Here is a 23,997-nt window from a genome sequence, read left to right on the forward strand (position 1 = left end):
ACGGCGCTCTCGAACGGCGCCCGCGCGATGGCGACCCGGCAGGTCAGCGACCGAAAAGTGCCTTCACGACCCCGGCCGCGGTACCGCGCAGGAAGTTCTCCCAGCTGAAATGGTCGTGCCACAGCACGATCCGGCCGTCCCGCAGTTCGAAGGTTCCCATCACCCAGAATGAGATGCGCACCGGCCCGAACCGCAGCACATCGGTGCGGTCGGTGAGCACCACCGATCCGTCCGCGGCGATATGGTGCATCTGCGCTGAGAACCCGAACTGCTCCCGGTCCAGGCCCCGAAGCAACTTCCCGACCCGCCGCGCCCCGCGCACATCCGGCAGCGAGGTGTTCTTCCAGACGATATCGGGATGCACCAGTTCCAGCGCCTCGTCGAGCGCGCCGATCTCCATCGCGGTGAAGAACTCGCGGACCGTGGTGACCGCGTCCTGATTCAGATCGGTATCCATCATCCGAGCCTAGGACGCCGCTCCGGTAGGAGCCAGGGCGCTGTGTTCTCGGCGCGCTGGCGCGTCGAGAACACAGACCCCGAAAATCACAACAGGTTCCAGTCCTCCAGGCCCTGGTAGAGCGGGAAATCATTGGCGAGTTTCTTGACCCGGCCGCGCAGTGCGTCCAGGTCGGCGCCGCCCGCGAGGGCGGTGGCGATGATATCGGCGACCTCGGCGAACTCGGTGTCGCCGAAACCGCGGGTGGCCAAGGCGGCGGTGCCGATACGCAGCCCCGAGGTGACCATCGGGGGGCGCGGGTCGAAGGGGACGGCGTTGCGGTTGACCGTGATGCCGACCTCGTGCAGCAGGTCTTCGCCCTGCTGGCCGTCGAGGTCGGAGTTGCGCAGGTCGACCAGGACCAGGTGGACGTCGGTGCCGCCGGTGAGGACGCTGATGCCCTTACCCGCGACGTCGGCGCCGGTGAGGCGTTCGGCGAGAATCTTGGCGCCGGTCAGGGTGCGCTGCTGGCGTTCGGCGAACTCGGGGGTGCCGGCGATCTTGAACGCCACCGCCTTCGCGGCGATGACATGCATCAGCGGGCCGCCCTGCTGCCCGGGGAACACCGAACTGTTGAGCTTCTTGGCGTAGTCCTGTTTCGCCAGGATGAGGCCCGAGCGGGGGCCGCCGAGGGTTTTGTGGACGGTGGAGGAGACCACGTCGGCGTGCGGGACCGGGGAGGGGTGCAGGCCGGCGGCGACCAGTCCGGCGAAATGCGCCATATCGACCCACAGATAGGCGCCGACCTCGTCGGCGATCTCCCGGAACGCCGCGAAATCCTGGTGCCGCGGGTACGCCGACCATCCGGCGACGATCACCTTAGGCCGCGCCTCCCGCGCGATCGCCCGCACATTGTCCATATCCACCCGGTGGTCTTCCTTGGAGACCCCGTAGGAGTGGACGTCGTACAGCTTGCCGGAGAAGTTCAGCCGCATGCCGTGGGTGAGGTGGCCGCCGTGGGCCAGGTCCAGGCCGAGCAAACGGTCACCCGGATCGAGCAGCGCCATCAGCACCGCGGCGTTGGCCTGCGCGCCGGAATGCGGCTGCACATTCGCGAAATCGGCGCCGAACAGCGCCTTGGCGCGCTCGCGGGCGAGGTTCTCGACCACATCGACGTGTTCGCAGCCGCCGTAGTAGCGACGGCCCGGATAACCCTCGGCGTACTTGTTGGTGAGCACACTGCCCTGCGCCTGCAACACCGCGCGCGGCACGAAGTTCTCCGACGCGATCATTTCCAGGGTGTCGCGTTCCCGGGCGAGCTCACCCGCCATCGCGGTGGCGAGTTCGGGATCGAGCTCACCGAGAGACTGGGTATTGACAGAGGCGGTCGTCTGCGTCACCACGCCAGTGTATGAGTCACCTCCGGGATGGGTTTATCTGCCCCGCCTTCGGCGCGGCATGGCCGGGGCACCCTCGTGACCCCGGCCACGAAGGCCGGCCATCCGGAGCGGACAGAGCGCGGCGCCATGGTCAGGCGGCGCGGAGGGCTGAGGGGATGAGGGGTTCGTCCAGCAGACGGCGGAAGCGGTCGGCACGGTCGTCCTCGTCGGTGGCGCGGTCGAGCCAGCCCCCCAGCAGCCGGTAGCCCTCGACGTAGGTGCTGATGTAGGCCCGCCACAGCGGTGAGGACAGGAAGCGCAGCGACTGGCGGGCGCGGTCGGGTGTGGTGAGCGACCAGCGCTCCAGGAAGGCGGCCACGTCGTCGGCGTCCTTGCCCTGGTCGTGCAGCATGAGCGCGGCATCCTGCCGGACCCCGAGCAGTTGGCCGGAGGCCTCGGCGAGCCGTTCGGCGCGTTCACCGTCGAACCGCAGTCCGAGGTCGGCGTAGATCTCCTGGGCCCACCGGCCCCATCCGGGCCCGACGATCGAGCGCAACGCGAGGTCCGCCAGTCCTTCGGCCATCAGGCATTGCGGGGTGTTGACCAGGAAGATCGTCTGCTCGGCCTGCCCGGCGGCCACCAGGCCGGCCTCTTTGCGGCAGTGCTCTGTGTGGTGCCCGGGGTAGGACTCGTGCGAGATGAGCCGGGGCAGATTCGCCATGTGCTGGCGCAGGTCGGAGTTGATGGCGACCGTCGAACGGTAGTTGCCGAGGTAATAGTTGAAACCGGACCACGGCTTGTCGCCGACCACCTCGTAGGTGACGTGTTCGTGGTCGGGTAGCGGGTACCGGGCGCGGACCAGTTCGCGCAGCGCGCCGGAGAACGCTTCGACGCAGGCCTCGAGCTTGTCCGGCGGGATCTCGTCGGCTTTGCGATGGGCCGCCATCCGTTCCGCCAACGGGCCCGATCCGCCCAGGACCTCGTCGATCCGGCGATGCGCCTCCTGGTAGTCGGCGGGATCGCCGGGCGCGATCTCGACGTCGAAATAGGCGCGGACCTCGTCGATGAAACCGATATCGTCCCCGGCGAACTTGCGGCCCGAACATTCCAGCGCCCGCAGATGCGCATCGATGAACTCGGACCGCTGGGCGGTGAGACCGGCGTTCGGGAGTTCCGCACGTAACCGCGCGGCCGTCCGGGCCAGCTCCCGGGGTTCGGGCTTCGGCGCGTTCTCGACCTCCTGCCGCAGCCGCGGGTCGGCCGTGTAGGCGTCGACGAACCCCTCTTCGATCCGGTCGAATGCCAGACCGAGCCGCAAATATTCGATCACCAGGGGGTGGGCTTCCATGGCACCGACCCTAACGGGCGTGCTCGGGCGAAGCCCATACACAATCCGCGGCCGGCCGGAGCGTAATGGACCCCCTCGTTCGCCTGCTCCCCCGCGAGGGGCAGAATTCAGCCATGAGGGCACAGCCAGAGCGCCGGACCTGCCGGGGTCGCGACAGCCGCAGCGGCGGAATCCCACGCGCAAGGCACCGCGAGCACGAGTGTCCGGCAGAGTGGAGCGCTGAGTAGATGGCCAAGGCGAGCGAGCCGAGTCCGTATGTGGAATTCGACCGGAAACGGTGGCGGGAACTGCGCAAATCGACTCCGCTGGTGCTCACCGAAGAGGAACTGATCGGCCTGCGGGGTCTGGGCGAACAGATCGACCTGGAAGAAGTCGCCGAGGTCTATCTGCCGCTGGCCCGGTTGATCCACCTGCAGGTGGCGGCGAGACAACGTTTGTTCGCGGCCACCGCCACCTTCCTCGGGGAATCACATCCGGACAAACAGGTCCCCTTCGTGATCGGTGTGGCCGGCAGCGTGGCGGTCGGCAAATCCACCACGGCCCGCGTACTACAGGCACTGCTGGCCCGCTGGGATCACCATCCCCGCGTCGACCTGGTGACCACCGATGGATTCCTCTACCCCACGGCGGAACTCACCCGGCGCGGGCTCATGCACCGTAAAGGCTTCCCGGAGAGCTACGACCGACGCAAACTGCTGCGCTTCGTCACCGAAGTGAAATCGGGCGCCGAAGAAGTGTGCGCACCGGTCTATTCACATATCTCCTACGATATCGTCCCCGGCGAATTCCACTGTGTACGCCAGCCGGATATCCTCATCGTCGAAGGGTTGAACGTTTTGCAGACCGGGCCGCGGCTCATGGTCTCGGACCTGTTCGATTTCTCCATCTATGTGGACGCGCGGATCGAAGATATCGAAACCTGGTACGTACGAAGGTTCCTGAGCCTGCGAGCCACCGGTTTCGCCGATCCCAAGGCTCATTTCCATCACTACGCCAGGTTCACCGACGCCGAGGCGACGGCCGCCGCGAAGGACATCTGGAACTCCACCAACCGCCCGAATCTGGTGGACAACATCCTGCCCACCCGCCCTCGCGCGACCCTGGTCCTGCGTAAGGACTCCGACCATACGATCAACCGGCTGCGGCTGCGGAAATTGTGATCGACGGTGTTTTTCGACGCCGCCTGCGGCACCGCCGAAAATTCATGTTCCATAGCGGCGGTGGCGGGCGGCGTAGTCGCGGAGGGCGCGGAGGAAGTCGACGCGACGGAACTCGGGCCAGTAGACCTCGGTGAACCAGATCTCGGAGTAGGCGCTCTGCCAGAGCAGGAAGCCGGAGAGCCGCTGTTCGCCGGAGGTGCGGATCACCAGGTCGGGGTCGGGCTGGCCGGAGGTGTAGAGGTGCTGGCCGATGGCGCTGACCGTAATGGACTGGACCAGGTCCTCGCCGGTTTCGCCGGCCGATATCTCCTGGCGAACCAGTTGGCGGACGGCGTCGGCGATTTCCTGACGGCCGCCGTAGCCGATGGCGACGTTGACGTGGGTGCCGGTGCGCTCACGGGTGCGTTCGGTGGCGGTGCGCATGCGTTTGGCGACCAGCTCGGGAAGACCGTCCAGGGTGCCGACGATACGGACCCGCCAGTTCTGTTCGGGGGCGGCGAGTTCCTCGACGACGTCGGTGATGACTTCGAAGAGAGTTTCCAGTTCTTCCTGGCCGCGGCTGAGGTTTTCGGTGGAGAGCAGGTAGACGGTGACGAGCTCGATTCCCGCGGCTTCGCACCAGCTGACCAGTTCGGCGACTTTGAGGGCGCCGACCCGGTGGCCGTGGGTGATATCGGTGAACCCGTTCTCCCGGGCCCAGCGGCGGTTGCCGTCGCACACCACCGCTACATGGCGCGGATGCTGTTTGTCCGCAAGCTGCTTGGCCAGACGGGCCTCGTAGATGCGATAGGGAAAGCCCCGCAGCCGACTCGGAAATTCCACGACGACCAACAGTACGCCTTTTCCGGTCGGGGTCCGTAGTTGCCGCAGAATGCAGTGGAGTCCACGGCCGGGCGAGACCGCCCGTGTCCGGGGCCGAGCCGGTACAGTAGCCATCGAAAGGAACCTACGCCGCCGTAGGTTACCCACGGGTTGTCTATCGATCGCGGGTCGGGCGGCGGAACTTCCGCGGTCCCACCGGCCGGACCCGTCGCGCTGCCGCAGGAGGCGGTCCAGTGCAGAGCCGACCAGGAGGTAATGTGCCCGACCAGTTCCCCGGGGGTCCCTCGGATCCCGGCGACCTCGATCCGCCCGGCACTGTGCTCGACGCCGGGGTCGATCCGCGAACCGATCCGGACAATGGCGATCCGGTACCCAATCCGGCCGACTCCCTGGTCGCACTGGGCAAACCCCGGATGCGCGGCTGGATCCATACCTGGGCCACCGGTATCGCCGCGGTGGCCGTGATCGCCCTGGTCGCGAAGTCGGCCACGGTATCGGCGACAGCCGTCGCGGCATCGCTGGTCTACGGGCTCACCATCTGTGCCCTGTTCGGTGTCAGCGCCGTCTATCACCGCATCACCTGGCCCACGGTCCAGGCGCGAACCCGGATGAAACGGGCCGACCACTCGATGATCTTCCTCTTCATCGCGGGCACCTATACCCCGTTCGCGCTGCTCGGTCTGCCCGACCCGACCGGACCGGTCCTGCTCACCGTAGTGTGGACGGGCGCGCTGGCCGGGGTGGCGTTGAAAGTGCTGTGGCCACACGCCCCGCGCTGGCTGGGGGTGCCGTTGTATCTGCTGCTCGGCTGGGCGGTGGTGCCGGTGGGCGGCGAACTCTACCGTTCGGTCGGCCTGCCGGCGGTCCTGCTGCTGGTCGCCGGTGGGCTGGCCTACAGCGTCGGCGCGGTCCTCTACGCCACCCGCTGGCCCAACCCGTGGCCGAGCACCTTCGGCCACCACGAGTTCTTCCACGCCGCCACCGTGGTGGCCGCGCTCTGCCACTACGCGGCGGTCTGGCTGGTACTGCTGAGGTGAGCGAGCTCGTTCCCGGACCGCTGACCAGCAACGTCGATTAGGCTGCTGAGTCGTGTCCTTCGATACCGGCCGCCCACGCTCCAGCGGCCACCGCGGGTAACGCGCCGATGGCCTACAGTGTCGGATCCCGGCCCCGGGCCGGAATGGTCACCCGGCTGATGCAGTGGACCGTCCTCGCCCGCTGGGGGCTGGCGTCGGTCGTCATCGCCGCCCACCTCAGCGGTCTCGCGGTCATCGTGACCCAGCTGATACTCATCGGCTTCCCCGGTCGCGTCGGCGCCGAACAGTTGAGCGGGCTCATACTGGTCACCGTCTACCCGATCGTCGCGTCGCTGCTGGGCATCGCGCTGGCCGTGCGCGACCGGATGAGCTATTTCGCCTGGCTGGACAGCTCCCGCAAACCGACCCCCGAGGAGGCGCGGCGGATCCTGCACCTGCCGCTCGCCATCACCCTGCGCTCGCTGGTGATGTGGGCGCCCGGGGTGGTGCTGTCGGCGATCCTGCTGGCCGGCCTGACCACCGAGAAGGATCTCACCGTCCTGCTCGCGATGTTCACCGTCGGCGGACTCGAATCGGCCGGCCTGACCTACCTGATCGTGGACCGGGTCATCCGGCCGGTGGTGCCGATCGTGGCCGGAGTGCTCGGCGCGACCATGCACTGGAGTTCGTCGGTGTTCATCCGGGTGGCGCTGGCCTGGGCTGTCTCCGGCGCCATGCCGCTCAGCGCGCTGATCGTGGTACTCGCCGATCCGGCTACCTCCATGGAACACCGGATCCGAACCGGCATCTATCTCGCCGCGATCAGCCTGGTCGTCGGGGTGCTGGCCACCTGGGCGCTGGCCCGGGCCGTGGCCTCGCCCCTGCGGACACTGCGAATAGCGGTGGACCGGATCACCCGGGGTGACCTGGATGTCCGGGTGTCGGTGGGCAGTGCCAGCGAGATCGGCCGGTTGGAACATTCGGTGAACGAGATGTCGGCGAACCTGCGCGAACGGTTGCGCATGCGGGACGTGTTCGGCCGGCACGTCGGCGAGGAGGTGGCCGAGCGGGCACTCGCCGGAGGTATCGATCTCACCGGTGACGTACGGGAGGTTTCGGCGCTGTTCGTGGACGTCACCGGATCGGTGGCGATCTCCACCGGACTCCCGCCGCAGGAGTTCGTGGCCAAACTGAACCGGCTCATGGCCACCGTGGTCGCCGCGACCGAGGACAACGACGGGCTGGTGAACAAGTTCGAAGGTGACGCGGCGCTGTGTATCTTCGGCGCCCCGATCGCGCTGGCCGACAACGCGACTCCCGCCCTGCGCGCCGCCCGCCGGATCCGCGACGAGGTCCTGGCGGCGGGCGAACTCGATATCGGAATCGGCGTGGCCCGGGGCCGGGTGTTCGCCGGGGACGTCGGCACCGACACCCGCCGGGAGTACACGGTGATCGGGGACGCGGTGAACGCCGCGGCCCGGCTCACCAGCCGCGCCAAGGAGGTGCCGCGGCGCATCCTGGTCTCCCAGAGTGTTGTCGATGCCGCCGAGGCGGGCGAGCGCGCGGAATGGGTGAAGTACGGAGCCGTCGCGTTGCGTGGTATCGACGCACCGACCCCGTCCTGGACCGATCGCGAACATGAGGCCCCGCGCTGAGGCTAAGGCGCTTCGTAGCGAGCGGCGATCGCGGCGGCGCGGTCGCGCAGACAGGTGCGCAAGGACGGCGGGGCCAGGACTTCCGCGTCCGTGGTGAGCTGCCACAGCGCCCATTCGGCGTGCCGCGCATCCTGGAAGGTCACCTCCAGCCGCAGCCATCCGTCCGCGCCGGATTCCTCGGTGCGGACGGCCAGCGCGGTGTTCACCAACTCGTCCCGCCGCGCCGGGTCCACCCGCACCAGGACGTCGATTCGGTCTCCGCCGGTCCGGAATCGGGTGCTGCGTTCCTGCCAGACCCGGCCCAGATCGACCCGTTCCGGGCGCTGGGCCGGTTCGGGAAGTACTTCTGCCGCCGACACCCGCGACAGCCGGTAGGTGCGTTCCGCGCCGGACCGCGTGGCCAGCAGGTACGCCTGGCCGCCCACGGTGACCAGGCCGATCGGGTCCACCGTGCGCCACTCCGGGCTCCGGCCGGCGGCCGCGTAGTGGATACGCAGCTTGTTCCCGGCCAACACCGCGCGCCGGACCTCGGCCGATATGCTGCCGGGCACCTCCTCGGTGACCATCCGCCGCGACAGCAGATCGGTTTCCGGGTCGATGAGCAATCGCTGCGCCACATCGGCTGCGGTGTGCCGATAACTTTCGGGGAGCGCGTCGACCACCTTGAGCATGGCCGAAGCAAGCGCCGAGCCGAGACCGAATGCCTGCGCGCCGCGCCGTGAACCGGCGACCAGCAGGGCGATCGCCTCATCGTGGCTCAGCCCGGTGAGTTCGGTGCGGAATCCGGGCAGCAACGCGAAACCGCCGCGCCGGCCGCGTTCGGCATAGACCGGGACTCCGGCTGTGGACAGCGCCTCGATATCACGCAGCACGGTGCGGGTGGACACCTCCAGCTCGTCGGCCAGTTCGGTCGCGGTCAGCCGACCGCGCCCGCGCAGCAGCAGCACCAGTGACACCAACCGGTCGGCGCGCATCCGAAAACTGTACCGAATACATGACACAGGATGTCGTGATTGGTTGGCAGGCTTGCCACCACGGCGTCCCGAACCAGGCCTACCGCGCCGCGGGACGTACGTACTTCACCGAATCGAACGGAGCTGATGTGGCAGTGGAACGAACGGCGGTCAACCCGGTGGCATGGTCGACGGAGATGGGGTTCAACCAGGGCGAACTCGTCTCCGGGCACAGCCGGACCCTGTACTGCTCGGGGCAGACCGCGATGAGCGGCGACGGCACACCGCAGCATGCCGGTGATATGGCAGCCCAGTTGGCGTTGAGCCTCGACAACTTGACGGCCGTGCTCGGCGAGGCCGGCATGTCCTTGGTGAACCTCGTCCGGCTCACCGTCTACACCACCGATGTCGACCTGCTCTTCCAGCACTACGGCGTACTCGCCTCGCGGCTGGGTGCGTCCGGCGTGGCACCGGCCACCACGATGCTCGGAGTCACCCGGCTGGCCATTCCCGGCCAACTGGTCGAGCTCGAGGGCACCGCCGTCGACTGACCCCGGTCCGCCGCCACCGCGCGGGCTACCGGTAGGCGGGGAGTAGCCGGTACTCGAAATACCGACGAACTACGACCCCCGCCCGGCACGGCAGCTTGCCGATAACGCGCCGCCCGGCGCACCCCTTGCGATGGCCGACGTCGGGCACTCCTACCGCCGGGTGTCGGCCGAGGGCCTGGCCAGGGCGGCGCGCAAGGCGTCCGGTGTCGTCACCGGCAGGTCGCAGACCGGTCCCCGGCACACGTAGGCCGCCGCGGTGCCTTCGATCGAAGGCCGGTCGGTGAGCAGGGGGACGGTGTCCACATCGGCCCGGACGACGACGGCACCGCCGGGCGCGTAGGCCCGCACGACCTCCAGCAGTTCGGCATCGCCCACCGGTTGATAACCGGTGGTGGAGATGGCGATCTGCAGCGGGCCCTGCAGCGCGGCCTCGGCCACGGTCAGCCACTGGCCGGCCGAGCGCGGTGCTTTCGCCAGCACCATCGCGCCGCGGGCGAGGGTGTGCTCGGCCAGTTCCCGGTAGCGCGCGGCGCGGTCGGGTTCGACGACAGCGGAGGCGGTCAGCAGGGCTTCGGCCAGCACGGACGCCCCCGCGGGGGTGGCGCCGTCGATGGGGTCGCGGGGGCGGGCGATCAGGGTTTCGGCGTCGTCCGCGGTGTCGAACCAGCTACCGGGCTCGTCCGGGTCGGCGAAATGCGCGATCGCGGCGTCCAGGATGCGATGGATATCCGGTAGCCAGCCGGCCGAACCCGAATACTGGTGCAGTGCCAGCAGGGCGGTGGCCAGCCAGGCGTAGTCCTCGAGTACGCCTGGCGCGCTACCGGCGACCCCGCCGAGCGAGGCGCGCAGCACCCGGCCGTCCACCACGTGCAGGTCCAGGAGCACCCGCGCGAGATCGTAGGCGGCGTCGAACCAGTCGCGCCGGTCGAGTGCGCGGGCGGCCTCACAGAGCGCGGTGATCGCCATGCAGTTCCAGGCGGTCACCGCCTTGTCGTCGCGTTCGGGCTGGGGTCGGCGCTGCCGGGCGGCGCGCAACGCGGTACGGGCGCGTTCGAGCCGCTCGCTGTCCTCCGGATCCGTACGTCGGGTGAGCACCGAACAACCCTGCTCGAAGTTCCCGGCGGTGGTGACCCCGAAAACCTCCGCGGCCCAGGCGCCGTCGATGGGCCCGAGTTCGCCGACCAGCTCGGCGGGGTTCCAGACGTAGGTCGCACCTTCCACACCGGGTTTGCCCGCTTCGATATGGGTGTCGGCGTCCAGGGCGGAAGCCAGGCCGTGCGCGGTGGACAGATCGTCCAGCAGGAACTGCACGATCTCTTCGGTGATCCGGCGCGGCAGCGGATCCGCGGGACTCCGGCGCGCCAGATGCGCGTAGAACCGCAGCAGCTGCGCATTGTCGTAGAGCATCTTCTCGAAATGCGGGACCACCCAGGCCGCGTCCACCGAATAGCGGGCGAAACCGCCGCGCAGCTGGTCGTAGATACCGCCACGGGCCATGGCCTCCGCGGTGCGGTCCACCACGGCCCGCACCGCCGGGTCGCCGGTGCGTTCCCAGCTGCGCAGCAGACCCTCCAGCAGCGCGGAGGGCGGGAACTTCGGCGCGCCGCCGAAGCCGCCGTGGGTCTCGTCGAAATCGCGCAGCACCGCGGCCACGGCGTGGTCGAGCAGTTCGGTGGTGACGGTGAGCTCGGATTTCGGGATCCCGCCCGCCTGCTCGCGCAGGGCGGCGGCCACCTGCTCGGACGCCGTGTCCACATCGGCGCGGCGGTTACGCCAGGTATCGGTGATCGCGGTGAGCAGCTGGGTGAACGACGGCATCCCGCCGCGCGGCACCTTCGGGTAGTAGGTACCGCAGTAGAACGGTTCTCCCGCCGGGGTGAGGAAGCAGGTCATCGGCCAGCCGCCCTGACCGGTCATCGCGACCGTGGCGTTCATGTACACCGCGTCCAGATCCGGGCGTTCCTCCCGGTCCACCTTGATACACACGAAGTCGGCGTTCATCTGCGCGGCGGTGGCCTCGTCGGCGAACGATTCGTAGGCCATCACATGACACCAGTGGCAGGATGCGTACCCGATGGACAGCAGGATCGGCACGTCACGCGCGGCGGCTTCGGCCAGCGCGTCGGCGTCCCACTCCCGCCAGTGCACGGGATTGTCCGCGTGCTGACGCAGGTACGGTGAGGTCGCGCGTCCCAGACGATTCACACTTCCACCCTCTCACGCCTGCCGCCGCCCTGCCGAGCCCCGCGCCCGCGCGGACTTCTACGGTGGAGCCGTGATCAGAACCGCCGCCCTGGCCCATATTCGCGACCGTCGCCTGATCCAGACCCGTTCGACCGGGAAGACCGTCTTCTACATGGCCGGTGGGAAGATCGATGCGGGGGAGAGCCCGCTGCAGGCGCTGCATCGGGAGGTCCGGGAGGAACTCGGCGTCGGCGTCACCGAGGTGAGCGAACTCGGCATCTTCGAGGCCGAGGCCTACGGACACACCGCCGGGACCCGGCTGCACATGACCTGCTTCCTCGCCGAGGTCACCGCCGAACCCAGCCCGCTCGGCGAGATCGCCGAATTCCGCTACTTCACCGGTGCGGAGTACGCCGCCATGCCCGAGGTCGCACCCGGCTCACTACTCGTTTTCGAGCACCTGCACCGGCTGGACCTGATCGACTGGTAGCGGGCCACCCGGTCGCGACCGCGAGCGCCGGCAACCGCGCACTACACCGGACGGTCGCGGTCCTCGCTGCCACCGTTCGGGGTCGATTCGGCCCGCCGCGGTACCCCGGGCTCGGTGCCCTCGTCGGCCGCCTGGTCGGGTTCCGGATGTTCGGGTTCGAAGGTTTCCGGCAGGTTCTTCAAATGTTTGTTCATCGAACGGACCAGCAGGAACGTACCCGCCAGCAGGATCAGCACGATCGCCAGCCCGAGCGGGGACGCCTTACCGAATTCCGGGCCGGTCGGCGTACCCGGCGTCTGCGCCAGCAGCACGGTCGCCGATACCGGGAGAGCAACGGCCCACATCAGCGGTACTCGTCGGTGATGCCGGCGAACAGGTCGGTTTCCGGGATATCGGTGCTGACCCGGGTCCGCGCCAGTTCGAACTCCTCGGTCGGCCACAGCCGCTGCTGCATCTCCAGCGGAATGGCGAAGAACGCGCCGTTCGGATCGACCTGGGTGGCGTGGGCGCGCAGCGCGTCGTCGCGGCGTGGGAAGTACTTACCGCATTCGACCTGGGTGGTGACCCGGGCCATGATGTCGCCGCGTTCCACCGCGTATTTGCGCGACCGGTCCAGCCACTCCTGCAGCGGGAACGGCTCGCCCAGCTTCTCGTACTCTTCGGCGAACACCTCCATCCGCCGGATCGTGAAGCCGTGGTCGTAGTACAGCTTCAGCGGGGTCCACGGCTCGCCCGCGTCGGGGAACTTCTCCGGATCACCGGCGGCCTCGAACGCGGCCACCGATACCTCATGGCACCGGATATGGTCCGGGTGCGGGTAGCCACCCATCTCGTCGTAGGTGGTCATGACGTGCGGTTTGAACTCGCGGACCACCCGGACCAGCGCCTCGGTCGCCTCTTCGAGCGGGACCAGCGCGAAGGATCCCTCCGGCACCGGCGGCAGCGGGTCGCCCTCGGGTAGCCCGGAATCGATGAAACCCAGCCAGGTCTGCCGGACGCCCAGCGCGGCGGCCGCGGCCGCCATCTCCTCGCGCCGGATCTCCTCGATTCGCTCCAGCACCCCGGGTGTGTCCATGGCGGGGTTGAGGATGCTGCCGCGTTCCCCGCCGGTCAGAGTGACGACGAGGACATCGTGTCCCTCGTCGGCGTAGCGTGCGGTGGTCGCACCGCCTTTGCTGGATTCGTCGTCGGGGTGGGCGTGCACCGCCATGAGGCGAAGGCCACTCACTTCTCGTTCACCGTCGCTCTCGGTCGCGGGTGTTCGGACTTCGTTACCTATAGTTCCATCTGGACCGATTCTGTTCCGACCTACCCCCCGGGAGCACGAAATCATGACCGATCCCACGCCGGAACCCGGCCGCCCGGACGCCTTCGGCTCTGCCGCGGCGGATTCTCCGGACGCCGCCGCTTCCGCGCGGGACCGCAACGCCGACCGCTACGGCCGGCGCACCGCGCGGCCGAATCGCCGCCTGATCGGGGTGGTACTCACGGCTGTGGTGCTGCTCGCCGGGGCCGGGGTCGCCTATCTGGGCTGGGCGAAGTTCGGCCCGAAGGACATCGAATCCGAGGAACTGGGCTACACCGTGCTCGACGATTCCTCGGTCGAGGTGAAGATCCGGCTCACCCGGGCCGATCCATCGAAACCGGTGGTGTGCCTGGTGCGGGCCATGTCCCGCGACCTTACCGAGGTGGGCCGCCGCGAGGTGCTGGTCCAGCCTACGGCGGGCGAGAAGACGGTGCGGGTCTCCACGGTCGTGGAGGCCTCCGAACGACCGGCTTCCGCGGCGATCTACACGTGCACCGACCGAGTGCCGGGATACCTGAAAACAGAGTGAGTGCGGGTTAGGACCCGGCCCGCGTGGGTATCGCCAGGGTCGTAGAAGTAGGCCGGGAACAGTTGACCCGCTGGTAAAAACTCGCCCGACCTGCATCTTTGTGAATCATGCTAAAATGGCCTGACACACGGTTCCGGGGCTCGGAGCCGTGTTTGCTGCATTGGCGGCCGGAGCGGTCGATGCCGGGGAGGGTCCCGGAGTCGGACTGTCGGGGTTCTTCGAACTTCCCGCAGATCGCGATAGCCGTCTGCTGAAGCATGCCTGCCTGCGGGTGGGCCGTGCCGCAGTGATCAGGAATCCCGGCCTGCCGGGGACAACTACTAGGGAGTGATCGAGATGACTGAGACCCAAGTGACCTGGCTGACCCCGGAGTCGCACGACAGGCTCAAGAGCGAACTCGACGCGCTCATCGCCAATCGTCCGGTCATCGCCGCCGAGATCAACGAGCGCCGCGAAGAAGGCGACCTCAAGGAGAACGGCGGCTACCACGCGGCGCGCGAGGAACAGGGCCAGCAGGAGGCCCGGATCCGGCAGCTGCAGGAACTGCTGAACAACGCCAAGGTCGGCGTGGCGCCGACCAAGTCCGGTGTCGCGCTGCCCGGATCCGTGGTGAAGGTCTACTACGACGGTGACGAGTCCGATACCGAGACCTTCCTCATCGCGACCCGCGAAGAGGGCCTGGGCAACCCCGACCTGGAGACCTACTCCCCCAGTTCCCCGCTCGGCGGGGCGCTGATCAACGCGAAGGTCGGCGAGACCCGCGAATACACCCTGCCCAACGGCAACCTCATGAAGGTGACGCTGGTCAGCGCCGAGCCGTACCACAGCTGAGACCACCGGTCCGGGCGCGGCGCACTCCGCCGACACCGGACCGTATGACGACGCGAGCGGCCGCATCCGTTTTCCCGGATACGGCCGCTCGTTCATGTCCTGCGTCTCTCCCGAATACTCGGTGGCGCCCCGGCGGGTTCAGCTCAGGGCTTGTTCGAGGTCGGCCAGCAGATCGCTGATGTCCTCGATTCCCACTGACAGCCTTACCAGATCACCGGGCACTTCCAAAAGCGACCCTGCTGTAGAGGCATGGGTCATGGCCGCGGGATGCTCGATCAGCGACTCGATCCCACCCAGCGATTCGGCGAGCGTGAACACCTTCGTCCGCGAGCACAGATCCCGGGCGGCATCGGGGCCACCGGCCAGTCGCACCGAGATCATTCCGCCGAACCGCCGCATCTGCTTGTCGGCGACGGCGTGGCCGGGATGCTCGGGCAGGCCCGGGTAGATCACATGGCTGATCGCGGGATTCCGGGACAGGAACTCGGCCAGGGTCTCGGCGTTGTCGCAGTGCCGGTCCATCCGCAGCGCGAGCGTTTTGGTGCCGCGCATCGTGAGGTAGGCGTCGAAGGGGCCCGGTACCGCGCCGGCGCCGTTCTGCAGGAAGGCGAAGGCCGAGTCGAGCTGGGCGTCGTCGGTGACGAGTGCGCCACCGATGACATCGGAGTGTCCGCCCAGGTACTTCGTCGTCGAATGCACCACGACATCGGCGCCGAGCAGCAGCGGCTGCTGCAGATACGGGGTGGCGAAGGTGTTGTCGACGACCAATTTGGCGCCGGAGGTGTGCGCGATATCGGCCAGTGCCGGGATATCGCCGATATTGAGCAGCGGATTGGTGGGCGATTCCACCCAGATGAGTTTCGTATTGGGCCGGATCGCGGCGCGCATCGCGTCGATATCGGTGATCGCGGCCGGGGAATGCTCGATTCCCCATTCGGTGAACACCTTGTCGATCAACCGGAAGGTGCCGCCGTAGGCGTCGTCGGGAATGACGATATGGTCGCCGGGCCGCAACATCGCCCGCAGCGCACAGTCGGTGGCCGCCATCCCCGAGGCGAATGCCCGGCCGTAGCGGCCGACTTCGAGGGACGCCAGGTTGGCCTCCAGCACCGTCCGGGTGGGATTGCCGGTGCGGGCGTATTCATAGCCGTCCCGCAGTCCACCCACCCCGTCCTGGGCGAAGGTGGAACTGGCATAGATGGGCACGTTCACCGCGCCGGTCCGGGGGTCGGGATCGTAACCGGCGTGCACAGCCCTGGTGGTGAATCCCAGTTCGCTCATACCCCCCACCCTAAAGGTCGGACGCGCCGCGGCCGCACGCCGGGCGTCCCACGTGTGAGCAGGCTCGCGCCCTGGTCCGAGCCGTCCGCGCGACAGCCGCCGGCGATTACCCTGGGGCCATGCTGACCGTCGCCGAACTGTTCGCCACAGATTCACTGCTGACCGGGGAGGAACGGGAGATCCGCGATACCGTCGCGGCCTTCACCGACCGGCATATCCGGCCGCATATCGCGGAGTGGTTCGAGGCCGGGGAATTTCCGGTGCGCGATATCGCGCCGGAACTCGGGAAGCTGGGCGTACTCGGGATGCATCTGGAGGGTTACGGCTGCGCCGGCCTGCCTGCCACCGCGTACGGGCTGGCCTGCCAGGAATTGGAGGCGGCCGACTCCGGACTCAGGTCGCTGGTGTCGGTGCAGGGGTCGCTGGCGATGACGGCCGTGCACGAATACGGCTCCGCGGAACAGAAACAGCAGTGGCTACCGGATATGGCGGCCGGGCACACGATCGGCTGTTTCGGTCTCACCGAACCGGATTTCGGATCGAACCCCGGCGGGATGCGCACGCGGGCCCGCCGCGACGGCGGCGACTGGGTGCTCAACGGATCGAAGATGTGGATCACCAACGGGTCGGTGGCCGATATCGCCGTGGTGTGGGCTCAGGTCGAGACCGGCGGAAAGAATGTGGTGCACGGTTTCCTGGTGCCCGCGGGTACGCCGGGGTTCACGGCCCGGGAAATGAAGGGGAAGCTCTCACTGCGCGCCTCGGTCACGGCCGAACTCGATTTCGACGAGGTGCGGCTGCCGGCCGACGCGATACTGCCGGGCGCGTCCGGTCTGTCGGCCCCGCTGTCGTGCCTGGGTGAGGCACGCTTCGGAATAATCTTCGGCGCGCTCGGGGCCGCCCGCGACTGTTTGAGTGCGACCATCGAATATTCGCGCACGCGCGAGGTTTTCGAGAAACCGCTGGCCGCCTATCAACTCACCCAGGCGAAATTGGCGGATATGGCGCTGGAATTGGGCAAGGGTCAACTACTGGCGCTGCACCTGGGGCGGCTGAAGGATCGCGGCGAACTGACCCCGGAGCAGGTGAGCGCGGGCAAACTGAACAGCACCCGCGAGGCCCTCGCGATCGCCCGGGAATGCCGCACTGTATTGGGCGCCAACGGCATCACCCTCGACTACCCGGTGCTGCGGCACGCGAACAACCTCGAATCGGTCCTCACCTACGAGGGCACCGCGGAGGTCCACCAGCTGGTGCTCGGTAAAGCGCTCACCGACGCGTCGGCGTTCCGCTGACGTCACGAGTGGGTCGGCACCACTTGTCATTTCGCGTGCGGTCACATTCCGTTCCGGGCGAATACACTGCCTCACAATGTGTCCCGCGTGAGTGGAGGACATTGTTACCAACCGTCATCGGCGAGCCATCTCGGTGTCACCCATGAGCCGGTCCGGCGGCGCACTCTGATATTCGTACCCGGCGCGGATCCGAAAACGCCCGGGTGCCGTACAGGGAGGTGCGTCATGAACTCGCAGTCGCCCGGACCGGGCAATCGCCGACCGTCCGCCACGGCCAAATCCGCCCTCGGCATGAAAGCCGCGCGGAATCCACGCGAACGCGCCACCGCCTGTCGATTACCCGATCAACGCGAGCTGGTGGCCGCGTTCACCGGAGCCGGGAGCCGCGAAACCGGTCAGCCCCTGCTCACCTGGGCGACCGGCCTCGCCGATCTGCATCGCCGCCGGCACGGTGACCCCCTGGCGACCGCCGGAATAGACTGCCGCCGAGCCGAACTCGTCGCGCTGATCGACCGCTGGATCAGCACCGAGCCGCCCGGACGGCGGGTCCGGCGACAGCGCGACAATTCCTTCGGCGCCACGATCGACCGCATGGCGGCCGCCCACGTACACGCCAACCATCTGCTGCACCACGCCGAACGCGTCTCCGACGAGCGAGTGCACGCGGCCTGGTATCGCCTGGCACTACTGGCCGACGAATGGACCGATCTGGTGGCCGGCGCCGAGCCGGTCCGGCGCCGGACCTGAGTCGCCCACCGAGCTACCACCTGCGGAAATGCGCGATAAATCACAATTCGATAAATGACGGCGCGTTGTTACCATCGGGTTATGTTCGCCCTGGGTCCCCGTGTGTTCGAAATCTCCGCCCGCCGCTATCTGGAGGGTATCCACCGGACCCACGGGGCGCCGGCCTTCGCGGCTGCCGCCGCGCTGCCGGGGCTGTCCGCGCAACTGGATCAGCACGCCGCCGCCGTCCGCGACATTCTGGACCTCGGGATCGATACGGCCGAGCAGGTCTCGCCGGTCGTCCTGCTGGCCGGGTACACGCGCGGACTGCTGGAGGACCGGACCGCGCCCCTCACCGAACCCGCCGACTGGGCGACCGCCGATTGGCTGCACCTGCGGCTGGCCGGAGCCTGCCTGCAGGCCGGGCACTCGGCCCGATGAACGACTTCCGCCGTGCACCGGAACTCCGGTGCACGGCGGAAGAGAATCGGGAAGGCAGCGCTCAGCGCAGGTGGCGCGGTTCGCCGCCACCGTAGGGCGACCGACCACCCTCGTCGTAACCGCCATAGGGCTGCTGACCGCCGCCTCCGTAAGGCCCTTGGCCGCCGCCCCCGTAGGGCGCCTGACCGCCGCGGTAGGGGTTTCCGAACTGCCGGTACTCACCACCGGACATCTGCTGCCCGTAACCTCCGGGCTCGTCCGGTTCCCGCCGGATGCCGCCACCGTGCGCGGGCTGCGGTTCGTCCCACTGTTCCGGGTCGCGGCCGGTGCCGGTGGTGGCCGTGGCACCGCGTCCCTCTTGCTGGGCGCCCATCCGCTCCCGCTCCCGCGAGGCGTCCTCCCGGCCGCGCTTATAGGCCTCGGCGTGACCGCGCATCGCCGGCATCTCCTCCTCGAGCCCGCTCAGCCAGGACTCCCAGCGCTGCTGCATCGGGCGCACCAGACCGCCGCCGACACCGACGACCAGGATGCCGCCCAACGTGGCGAGAACCGCGATCAGGACCGGTGTGGTGACCGTGGTGGCCACCCCGATCTGGTTCAGCGCGGCGACGATACCGATACCCCAGACGAACACCACCGCGATCCGGCCGATCATCGGCCCGTAACTCAGCCCGCCGAGCGCGTTGCGCACCAGATCGCCGACCGCGTGCGCGATAGCGGCCGCGACCACCACGATCAGGATGGCCACCGCTGCCCGAGGCAGCCAGGCGACGATCCCGTTGATCACGTTGCTGACCGGGTTGGGCCCGAAGATCCCGAAGCCCAGCTGCAGGGCGATCAACATGATCGCGTAGAAGGCCAGCCTCCCGAGGAGATCGGACGCGTCGTATTTACTCCCCGCCAGCATCCGCTGGATCTCGCCCCGCTCCACGAGCCGATCGAAACCCACCCGCTCGAGAACTTTGTCGACGATCTTCTCGACCGCCTTGGCGATGATCCAGCCGACGACCAGGATGACCAGGAAGCCGAGGAGCTTGGGTACGAACGTCACGATCGAGCTCCACGCATCAGAGAAACCCTGCTGGAAATCGATTGCCAAACTTGAGGTTTGCACAAGCCCTTCCCTTCGCTCTCCGATCGGACGCGGCGTTTGCCACGAACGGCATAAGCCACGTTATACCCCGATAGAGCAGGTTGAACCCGTGATTGCGGATTAATTGCTAATGCGCCGTGCGACCGGTGCTGACGAATCCCAGCAGATCGTGTCGGGTGATCACGCCGACCGGTTTCCCGTCCTCGACCACCATCAGCGCATCGGTATCGGAGAGCGCTTTGGTGGCCGCGGAGATCGGCTCGCCCGACCCGATCAGCGGGAACGACGGGCTCATGTGCTGGGCCACCGAATCGGTGAGGTTCGCGCGACCGGTGAACACCGCCGAGAGCAGGTCCCGCTCGGAAACGCTGCCGGCCACCTCGCCGGCCATCACCGGCGGTTCCGCGCCGACGACCGGCATCTGCGACACGCCGTACTCCCGCAGGATCTCGATGGCGTCGCGCAAGGTCTCCGAGGGATGGGTGTGCACCAGATCCGGCAGTTCGCCCGATTTACCCCGCAGCACGTCGCCGACCAGCGTTTCCGCGGCCGGCCCGTCGAGCGGGCTGCGCAAGAACCCATAGGAGCTCATCCACTGGTCGTTGAAGATCTTGGACAGATAGCCGCGCCCGCCGTCCGGGAGCAGCACCACCACGACGGCATCCGGGTCGCGCCGGGCCACCTCGAGCGCCGCCACCACGGCCATCCCGCACGAACCGCCGACCAGCAGACCTTCCTCCCGGGCCAGGCGCCGGGTCATATCGAAGGAATCCGCGTCGGAGACGGCGATGATCTCGTCCGGGATCGCCGGGTCGTAGGCCGAGGGCCAGAAATCCTCGCCGACCCCCTCGACCAGATATGGGCGCCCGGTACCGCCGGAATACACCGATCCCTCCGGATCGGCGCCGATGATCTTCACCGTGCCGTCCGATACCTCCTTGAGGTAGCGGCCGACGCCAGTGATGGTGCCGCCGGTGCCGACACCGGCGACGAAATGGGTCACCGTGCCCTCGGTATCGCGCCAGATCTCCGGCCCGGTGGTCTCGTAGTGGCTGTCCGGACCGCCGGGATTGGAGTACTGGTCCGGTTTCCAGGCACCCTCGATCTCCTCGACCAGGCGGTCGGAGACGCTGTAATAGCTGTCGGGGTGCTCCGGTGGCACCGCGGTCGGGCAGACCACCACTTCGGCACCGTAGGCACGCAGCACATTGCGCTTGTCCTCGCTGACCTTGTCCGGGCAGACGAAGACACAGTGGTAGCCACGCTGCTGGGCCACCAGCGCCAGGCCGACACCGGTATTGCCCGAAGTCGGTTCGACGATGGTCCCGCCGGGAGCCAGCTTCCCGGACTTCTCCGCGGCGTCGATCATCTTCACCGCGATCCGGTCCTTGGAGCTGCCGCCCGGGTTCAGGTACTCGATCTTGGCGGCCACCAGCCCGGCGCCCGAGGGCACCACCGAGTTCAACCGGACCAGCGGGGTGTTGCCGATGAGGTCCACGACATGATCCGCAATGCGCATACCCCCATCGTTGCAGAGGCTTTGCCGGAGGGCTCCGTGTGGTCCGCCACCCCACCGTGCAAATCCGACGGCGTAGCTGCCGAGCCTTTAGGATCTGGGACCTATGAGGCTGCCGAAGCTCGCACGTGCCACCGTGCTCCTGGCCGGGTCCGCCTTCGCGCTGGCGGCCACGTCCGGTGCCACGGCCGGTGCCACTACCATCACGTTTCCCGATGTCCCGACGCTGACCTACGGCGGGCTGTGCGGAACGAGCGTCCGCACCTGGGCCGATACCAGCCCCCAGTGGCCGGGCCGCGCGGTACTGAACGTCCGGGCCAACCCGATCGCCGGCATCGGGCCGGGCGCGTACCCGCTGGCGCCCCTGTGCGAGGTACTGACCACGGTGACCTGGCGCAACCTCGACACCGGGGCCACCGGCACCTACATCAACAATGTGGTGACCGGCATCTACGGCAGCATCCAGTACTCCCTGTTCCAGGACACCGGCCCGGGCCGGGTGGAGGTCGTGGTGACCACGAACCACGCGAGTATCCCGGCGTACGGCAGTTTCGTCGTCCCGGCCTGATCCCTGCCCTGCGCGAGCGGCCCCCGCGCACGGTCGCACGAGATCATTCCCGCTCGTAAAATCCCGGCACATGGGCGAAACTCGGATCGGATGGCGGACGGCCGCGGTGGCCGGCGCCGCCACGGTTCTGGTCGGCTCCGGGGCGGGTACCGCATCCTGGGCGGCCTACCGGCTGCTCACCACCCAGGCGGGTACGGCGCGCGGCATGATCGGCCGCGACACCTCCAAACCCCCGGAGGCCGACGGCATCTACTCGCCACACGGATACCGGCGCTGGCGCACCGGTGAACACGCCGACCTGCATTTGATGATCTTCGGTGACTCCACCGCCGCCGGTCTGGGCTGCCACAGCGCCGCCGAGGTGCCCGGGGTCCGCATCGCGCACGGTCTGGCCGACGCCACCGGACAGCGCGTCCGGTTGAGTACCAAGGCCATCTCCGGCGCCACCTCCAAGGGGCTGGCCGGGCAAGTGGACGCCATGTTCGTGGCCGGCCCGCCACCGGACGCGGCGGTGGTGCTGGTCGGCGCGAACGATGTCACCAAGAAGCATTCGATCGGCCGGTCCGCCGAACGCCTCGGCGCGGCGGTCAGCCGCTTACACGGGGCGGGCAGCGTCGTCGTGGTCGGCACCTGCCCGGACCTCGGCAGCGTCACCGCCATCCCGGAACCGCTGCGCTCGGTGGTGCACCGGTGGAGCATCCGGCTGGCGCGAGCCCAGACGGCGGCCACCCGGGCGGCCGGCGGCCACCCCGTCGCCATGGGTGACCTGCTCGGCAAGGATTTCCGGGCCGCCCCGGAGGAATTGTTCTCCGCCGACGGTTTCCACCCATCCGCCGACGGTTACGCGTTGGCGGCCACCCATCTGCTGCCCGAATTGCTGAAAGCGCTCGCTGACCGGGATATGGCAGGAGCGGATATTTCCTCGTAGCCGGGCGCGACGTAGATTCGAAGGGATCGTACCCGCGAGTAGTGTTCGGCCCGGCCGTGCACACTCCCCGACAAAGGAGTCCTCATGCCAGAGGCCGTCATCGTTTCCGTTGCTCGCTCCCCCATCGGCCGGGCCAACAAGGGGTCGCTGGTGAGCATGCGGCCCGACGACCTGGCCGCGCAGATGGTGCGCGCCGCACTGGACAAGGTCCCCGCCCTGTCACCCGCCGATATCGACGATCTGATGCTCGGCTGCGGCCAGCCCGCCGGCGAATCCGGTTTCAACATGGCCAAGGTCGTCGCCACCCAGCTGGGTTACGACTACCTGCCCGGTACCACCGTGAACCGCTACTGTTCCTCCTCGCTGCAGACCACCCGGATGGCGTTCCACGCCATCAAGGCCGGCGAGGGCCACGCGTTCATCTCCGCCGGCGTGGAAACCGTCTCCCGCTTCCCGAAGGGCACCGCCGACGGCTGGCCCGACACCCACAACCCGCAGTTCGCCACCGCCGAGGAGCGCACCGCCACCACCGCGCAGGGCGGGGTGAGCTGGCGCGACCCGCGCGAGGACGACAACATCCCCGACGTCTACATCGCCATGGGTCAGACCGCGGAGAACGTCGCCTCGTTCACCGGGATCTCCCGTGAAGACCAGGACCATTGGGGCGTGCGGTCGCAGAATCGCGCCGAAGAGGCCATCAAAGCCGGTTTCTTCGAGCGCGAGATCACCCCGGTGACCCTGCCCGACGGCACCGTCGTCTCCACCGACGACGGCCCCCGCGCCGGCACCACCTACGAGAAGATCTCCCAGCTCAAGCCGGTCTTCCGCCCGGACGGCACGGTCACCGCCGGTAACGCCTGCCCGCTGAACGACGGCGCCGCCGCCCTGGTCGTCATGAGCGACACCAAGGCCAAGGAACTGGGCCTGACCCCGCTGGCCCGGATCGTGTCCACCGGGGTCTCCGGCCTCTCCCCCGAGATCATGGGCCTGGGTCCGATCGAAGCGGTGCGCAAGGCGCTGAAGCTGGCCGGTAAGACCATCGGCGATATCGACCTCTACGAGATCAACGAGGCGTTCGCGGTGCAGGTCCTCGGTTCGGCCCGGGAACTGGGCATGGACCTGGACAAACTGAATGTCTCCGGCGGCGCCATCGCCCTCGGCCACCCGTTCGGTATGACCGGCGCCCGCATCACCGCCACCCTCATCAACAACCTCCAGACCCACGACAAGCAGTTCGGCCTGGAAACGATGTGCGTCGGCGGCGGCCAGGGCATGGCGATGATCATCGAGCGCCTGAGCTGATTCAGGTAGACCATCCGGCCGACGAGGACGGATGGCAACAGCTGACAGCCGATGCCACCGAGAACGACCTCTCCACGGGTGTCACGTCCGTGGGGAGGTCGCTTCTTTTCGTCCGCCGTCGTCGTGCGACGTAGACCACGCCGACGCAGGCGTTCGCTCCCATGCTCCGCGCATGGTTCGCCGGATC

Annotated in this window: 24 protein-coding genes; 13 read left to right on the forward strand and 11 right to left on the reverse strand. The window is 68.2% G+C overall.

Annotation, left to right across the window (positions count from 1 at the left end):
- Positions 1-43: 43 nt before the first annotated feature.
- The 3 genes from NF4_RS16200 to NF4_RS16210 all read right to left on the reverse strand — a co-directional run bounded on the left by NF4_RS16200 (position 44) and on the right by NF4_RS16210 (position 3,163).
- Positions 44-457: a limonene-1,2-epoxide hydrolase family protein gene (locus NF4_RS16200; RefSeq protein WP_369690936.1), complete on the reverse strand. Its 414-nt coding sequence runs from the start codon at positions 455-457 to the stop codon at positions 44-46.
- Positions 458-543: 86 nt separating this feature from the next.
- Positions 544-1,836, reverse strand: coding sequence for a serine hydroxymethyltransferase (gene glyA / locus NF4_RS16205; protein ID WP_063128318.1), 1,293 nt, complete (start codon positions 1,834-1,836; stop codon positions 544-546).
- A gap of 130 nt (positions 1,837-1,966) precedes the next feature.
- A complete protein-coding gene (locus NF4_RS16210) occupies positions 1,967-3,163 on the reverse strand; it encodes a hypothetical protein (RefSeq protein WP_063128165.1) in 1,197 nt (398 codons plus the stop codon).
- A 227-nt stretch (positions 3,164-3,390) separates the two neighbouring features.
- On the opposite strand from NF4_RS16210, the gene coaA reads away from it, so the two are divergent.
- A complete protein-coding gene (gene coaA, locus NF4_RS16215) occupies positions 3,391-4,323 on the forward strand; it encodes a type I pantothenate kinase (protein WP_063128166.1) in 933 nt (310 codons plus the stop codon).
- A gap of 42 nt (positions 4,324-4,365) precedes the next feature.
- Here coaA and NF4_RS16220 read toward each other — a convergent pair whose 3' ends face one another.
- Positions 4,366-5,154, reverse strand: a complete 789-nt coding sequence (locus NF4_RS16220; RefSeq protein WP_232330516.1) for an isoprenyl transferase — start codon at positions 5,152-5,154, stop codon at positions 4,366-4,368.
- A 404-nt stretch (positions 5,155-5,558) separates the two neighbouring features.
- On the opposite strand from NF4_RS16220, the gene trhA reads away from it, so the two are divergent.
- Positions 5,559-6,182 carry a PAQR family membrane homeostasis protein TrhA gene (gene trhA, locus NF4_RS16225; protein ID WP_063128320.1) on the forward strand — a complete coding sequence of 208 codons (624 nt, stop codon included), beginning with the start codon at positions 5,559-5,561 and terminating at the stop codon, positions 6,180-6,182.
- A 107-nt stretch (positions 6,183-6,289) separates the two neighbouring features.
- Positions 6,290-7,816 carry an adenylate/guanylate cyclase domain-containing protein gene (locus tag NF4_RS16230; protein ID WP_232330497.1) on the forward strand — a complete coding sequence of 509 codons (1,527 nt, stop codon included), beginning with the start codon at positions 6,290-6,292 and terminating at the stop codon, positions 7,814-7,816.
- Positions 7,817-7,818: 2 nt separating this feature from the next.
- On the opposite strand, the gene NF4_RS16235 is transcribed toward NF4_RS16230, so the two are convergent.
- On the reverse strand, positions 7,819-8,790 hold the full coding sequence (locus tag NF4_RS16235) for a helix-turn-helix transcriptional regulator (RefSeq protein WP_063128167.1): 972 nt from the start codon (positions 8,788-8,790) through the stop codon (positions 7,819-7,821).
- A 134-nt stretch (positions 8,791-8,924) separates the two neighbouring features.
- Between NF4_RS16235 and NF4_RS16240 the strand changes: the two genes are divergently transcribed.
- Complete coding sequence (locus NF4_RS16240; protein WP_063128322.1) at positions 8,925-9,320, forward strand: RidA family protein; 396 nt, start codon at positions 8,925-8,927, stop codon at positions 9,318-9,320.
- 150 nt (positions 9,321-9,470) lie between these two features.
- Here the strand turns inward: NF4_RS16240 and NF4_RS16245 are convergent, their stop codons facing one another.
- A complete protein-coding gene (locus tag NF4_RS16245; RefSeq protein ID WP_063128168.1) occupies positions 9,471-11,525 on the reverse strand; it encodes a thioredoxin domain-containing protein in 2,055 nt (684 codons plus the stop codon).
- A gap of 70 nt (positions 11,526-11,595) precedes the next feature.
- Between NF4_RS16245 and NF4_RS16250 the strand changes: the two genes are divergently transcribed.
- On the forward strand, positions 11,596-11,994 hold the full coding sequence (locus NF4_RS16250; RefSeq protein WP_063128169.1) for an NUDIX hydrolase: 399 nt from the start codon (positions 11,596-11,598) through the stop codon (positions 11,992-11,994).
- 41 nt (positions 11,995-12,035) lie between these two features.
- Here NF4_RS16250 and NF4_RS16255 read toward each other — a convergent pair whose 3' ends face one another.
- A complete protein-coding gene (locus NF4_RS16255; protein ID WP_063128170.1) occupies positions 12,036-12,338 on the reverse strand; it encodes a hypothetical protein in 303 nt (100 codons plus the stop codon).
- On the reverse strand, positions 12,338-13,222 hold the full coding sequence (mca, locus tag NF4_RS16260; protein ID WP_232330498.1) for a mycothiol conjugate amidase Mca: 885 nt from the start codon (positions 13,220-13,222) through the stop codon (positions 12,338-12,340). Before mca ends, NF4_RS16255 begins: the two co-directional genes overlap by 1 nt.
- Before the next feature lie 103 nt (positions 13,223-13,325).
- Between mca and NF4_RS16265 the strand changes: the two genes are divergently transcribed.
- Positions 13,326-13,829: a DUF4307 domain-containing protein gene (locus tag NF4_RS16265; protein ID WP_063128172.1), complete on the forward strand. Its 504-nt coding sequence runs from the start codon at positions 13,326-13,328 to the stop codon at positions 13,827-13,829.
- Between the two features lie 336 nt (positions 13,830-14,165).
- A complete protein-coding gene (greA, locus tag NF4_RS16270) occupies positions 14,166-14,660 on the forward strand; it encodes a transcription elongation factor GreA (protein WP_063128323.1) in 495 nt (164 codons plus the stop codon).
- 138 nt (positions 14,661-14,798) lie between these two features.
- Here the strand turns inward: greA and NF4_RS16275 are convergent, their stop codons facing one another.
- The gene (locus tag NF4_RS16275) at positions 14,799-15,941 is read right to left on the reverse strand and encodes a cystathionine gamma-synthase (protein WP_063128173.1); all 1,143 of its coding nucleotides are present in this window, start codon (positions 15,939-15,941) and stop codon (positions 14,799-14,801) included.
- Between the two features lie 119 nt (positions 15,942-16,060).
- On the opposite strand from NF4_RS16275, the gene NF4_RS16280 reads away from it, so the two are divergent.
- From NF4_RS16280 to NF4_RS16290, 3 genes are all read left to right on the forward strand, one after another.
- Complete coding sequence (locus tag NF4_RS16280; RefSeq protein WP_063128174.1) at positions 16,061-17,236, forward strand: acyl-CoA dehydrogenase family protein; 1,176 nt, start codon at positions 16,061-16,063, stop codon at positions 17,234-17,236.
- A 225-nt stretch (positions 17,237-17,461) separates the two neighbouring features.
- The gene (locus NF4_RS16285; RefSeq protein ID WP_232330499.1) at positions 17,462-17,983 is read left to right on the forward strand and encodes a DUF4254 domain-containing protein; all 522 of its coding nucleotides are present in this window, start codon (positions 17,462-17,464) and stop codon (positions 17,981-17,983) included.
- An 81-nt stretch (positions 17,984-18,064) separates the two neighbouring features.
- Positions 18,065-18,403: a DUF6401 family natural product biosynthesis protein gene (locus NF4_RS16290; protein WP_063128175.1), complete on the forward strand. Its 339-nt coding sequence runs from the start codon at positions 18,065-18,067 to the stop codon at positions 18,401-18,403.
- 61 nt (positions 18,404-18,464) lie between these two features.
- Here the strand turns inward: NF4_RS16290 and NF4_RS16295 are convergent, their stop codons facing one another.
- Complete coding sequence (locus NF4_RS16295; RefSeq protein WP_063128176.1) at positions 18,465-19,517, reverse strand: mechanosensitive ion channel family protein; 1,053 nt, start codon at positions 19,515-19,517, stop codon at positions 18,465-18,467.
- Between the two features lie 106 nt (positions 19,518-19,623).
- Positions 19,624-21,015 (reverse strand): cystathionine beta-synthase, encoded by a 1,392-nt coding sequence (locus NF4_RS16300; protein WP_063128177.1) that lies wholly within the window; start codon positions 21,013-21,015, stop codon positions 19,624-19,626.
- Between the two features lie 103 nt (positions 21,016-21,118).
- On the opposite strand from NF4_RS16300, the gene NF4_RS16305 reads away from it, so the two are divergent.
- The 3 genes from NF4_RS16305 to NF4_RS16315 all read left to right on the forward strand — a co-directional run bounded on the left by NF4_RS16305 (position 21,119) and on the right by NF4_RS16315 (position 23,810).
- Positions 21,119-21,580, forward strand: a complete 462-nt coding sequence (locus tag NF4_RS16305) for a hypothetical protein (protein WP_063128178.1) — start codon at positions 21,119-21,121, stop codon at positions 21,578-21,580.
- A gap of 70 nt (positions 21,581-21,650) precedes the next feature.
- Positions 21,651-22,508 (forward strand): SGNH/GDSL hydrolase family protein, encoded by an 858-nt coding sequence (locus tag NF4_RS16310; protein ID WP_063128179.1) that lies wholly within the window; start codon positions 21,651-21,653, stop codon positions 22,506-22,508.
- Between the two features lie 84 nt (positions 22,509-22,592).
- On the forward strand, positions 22,593-23,810 hold the full coding sequence (locus NF4_RS16315; RefSeq protein WP_063128180.1) for an acetyl-CoA C-acetyltransferase: 1,218 nt from the start codon (positions 22,593-22,595) through the stop codon (positions 23,808-23,810).
- Positions 23,811-23,997: the final 187 nt, after the last annotated feature.

This window comes from Nocardia fusca NBRC 14340, from assembly GCF_001618425.1.
Taxonomy (GTDB): Bacteria; Actinomycetota; Actinomycetes; order Mycobacteriales; family Mycobacteriaceae; genus Nocardia; species Nocardia fusca.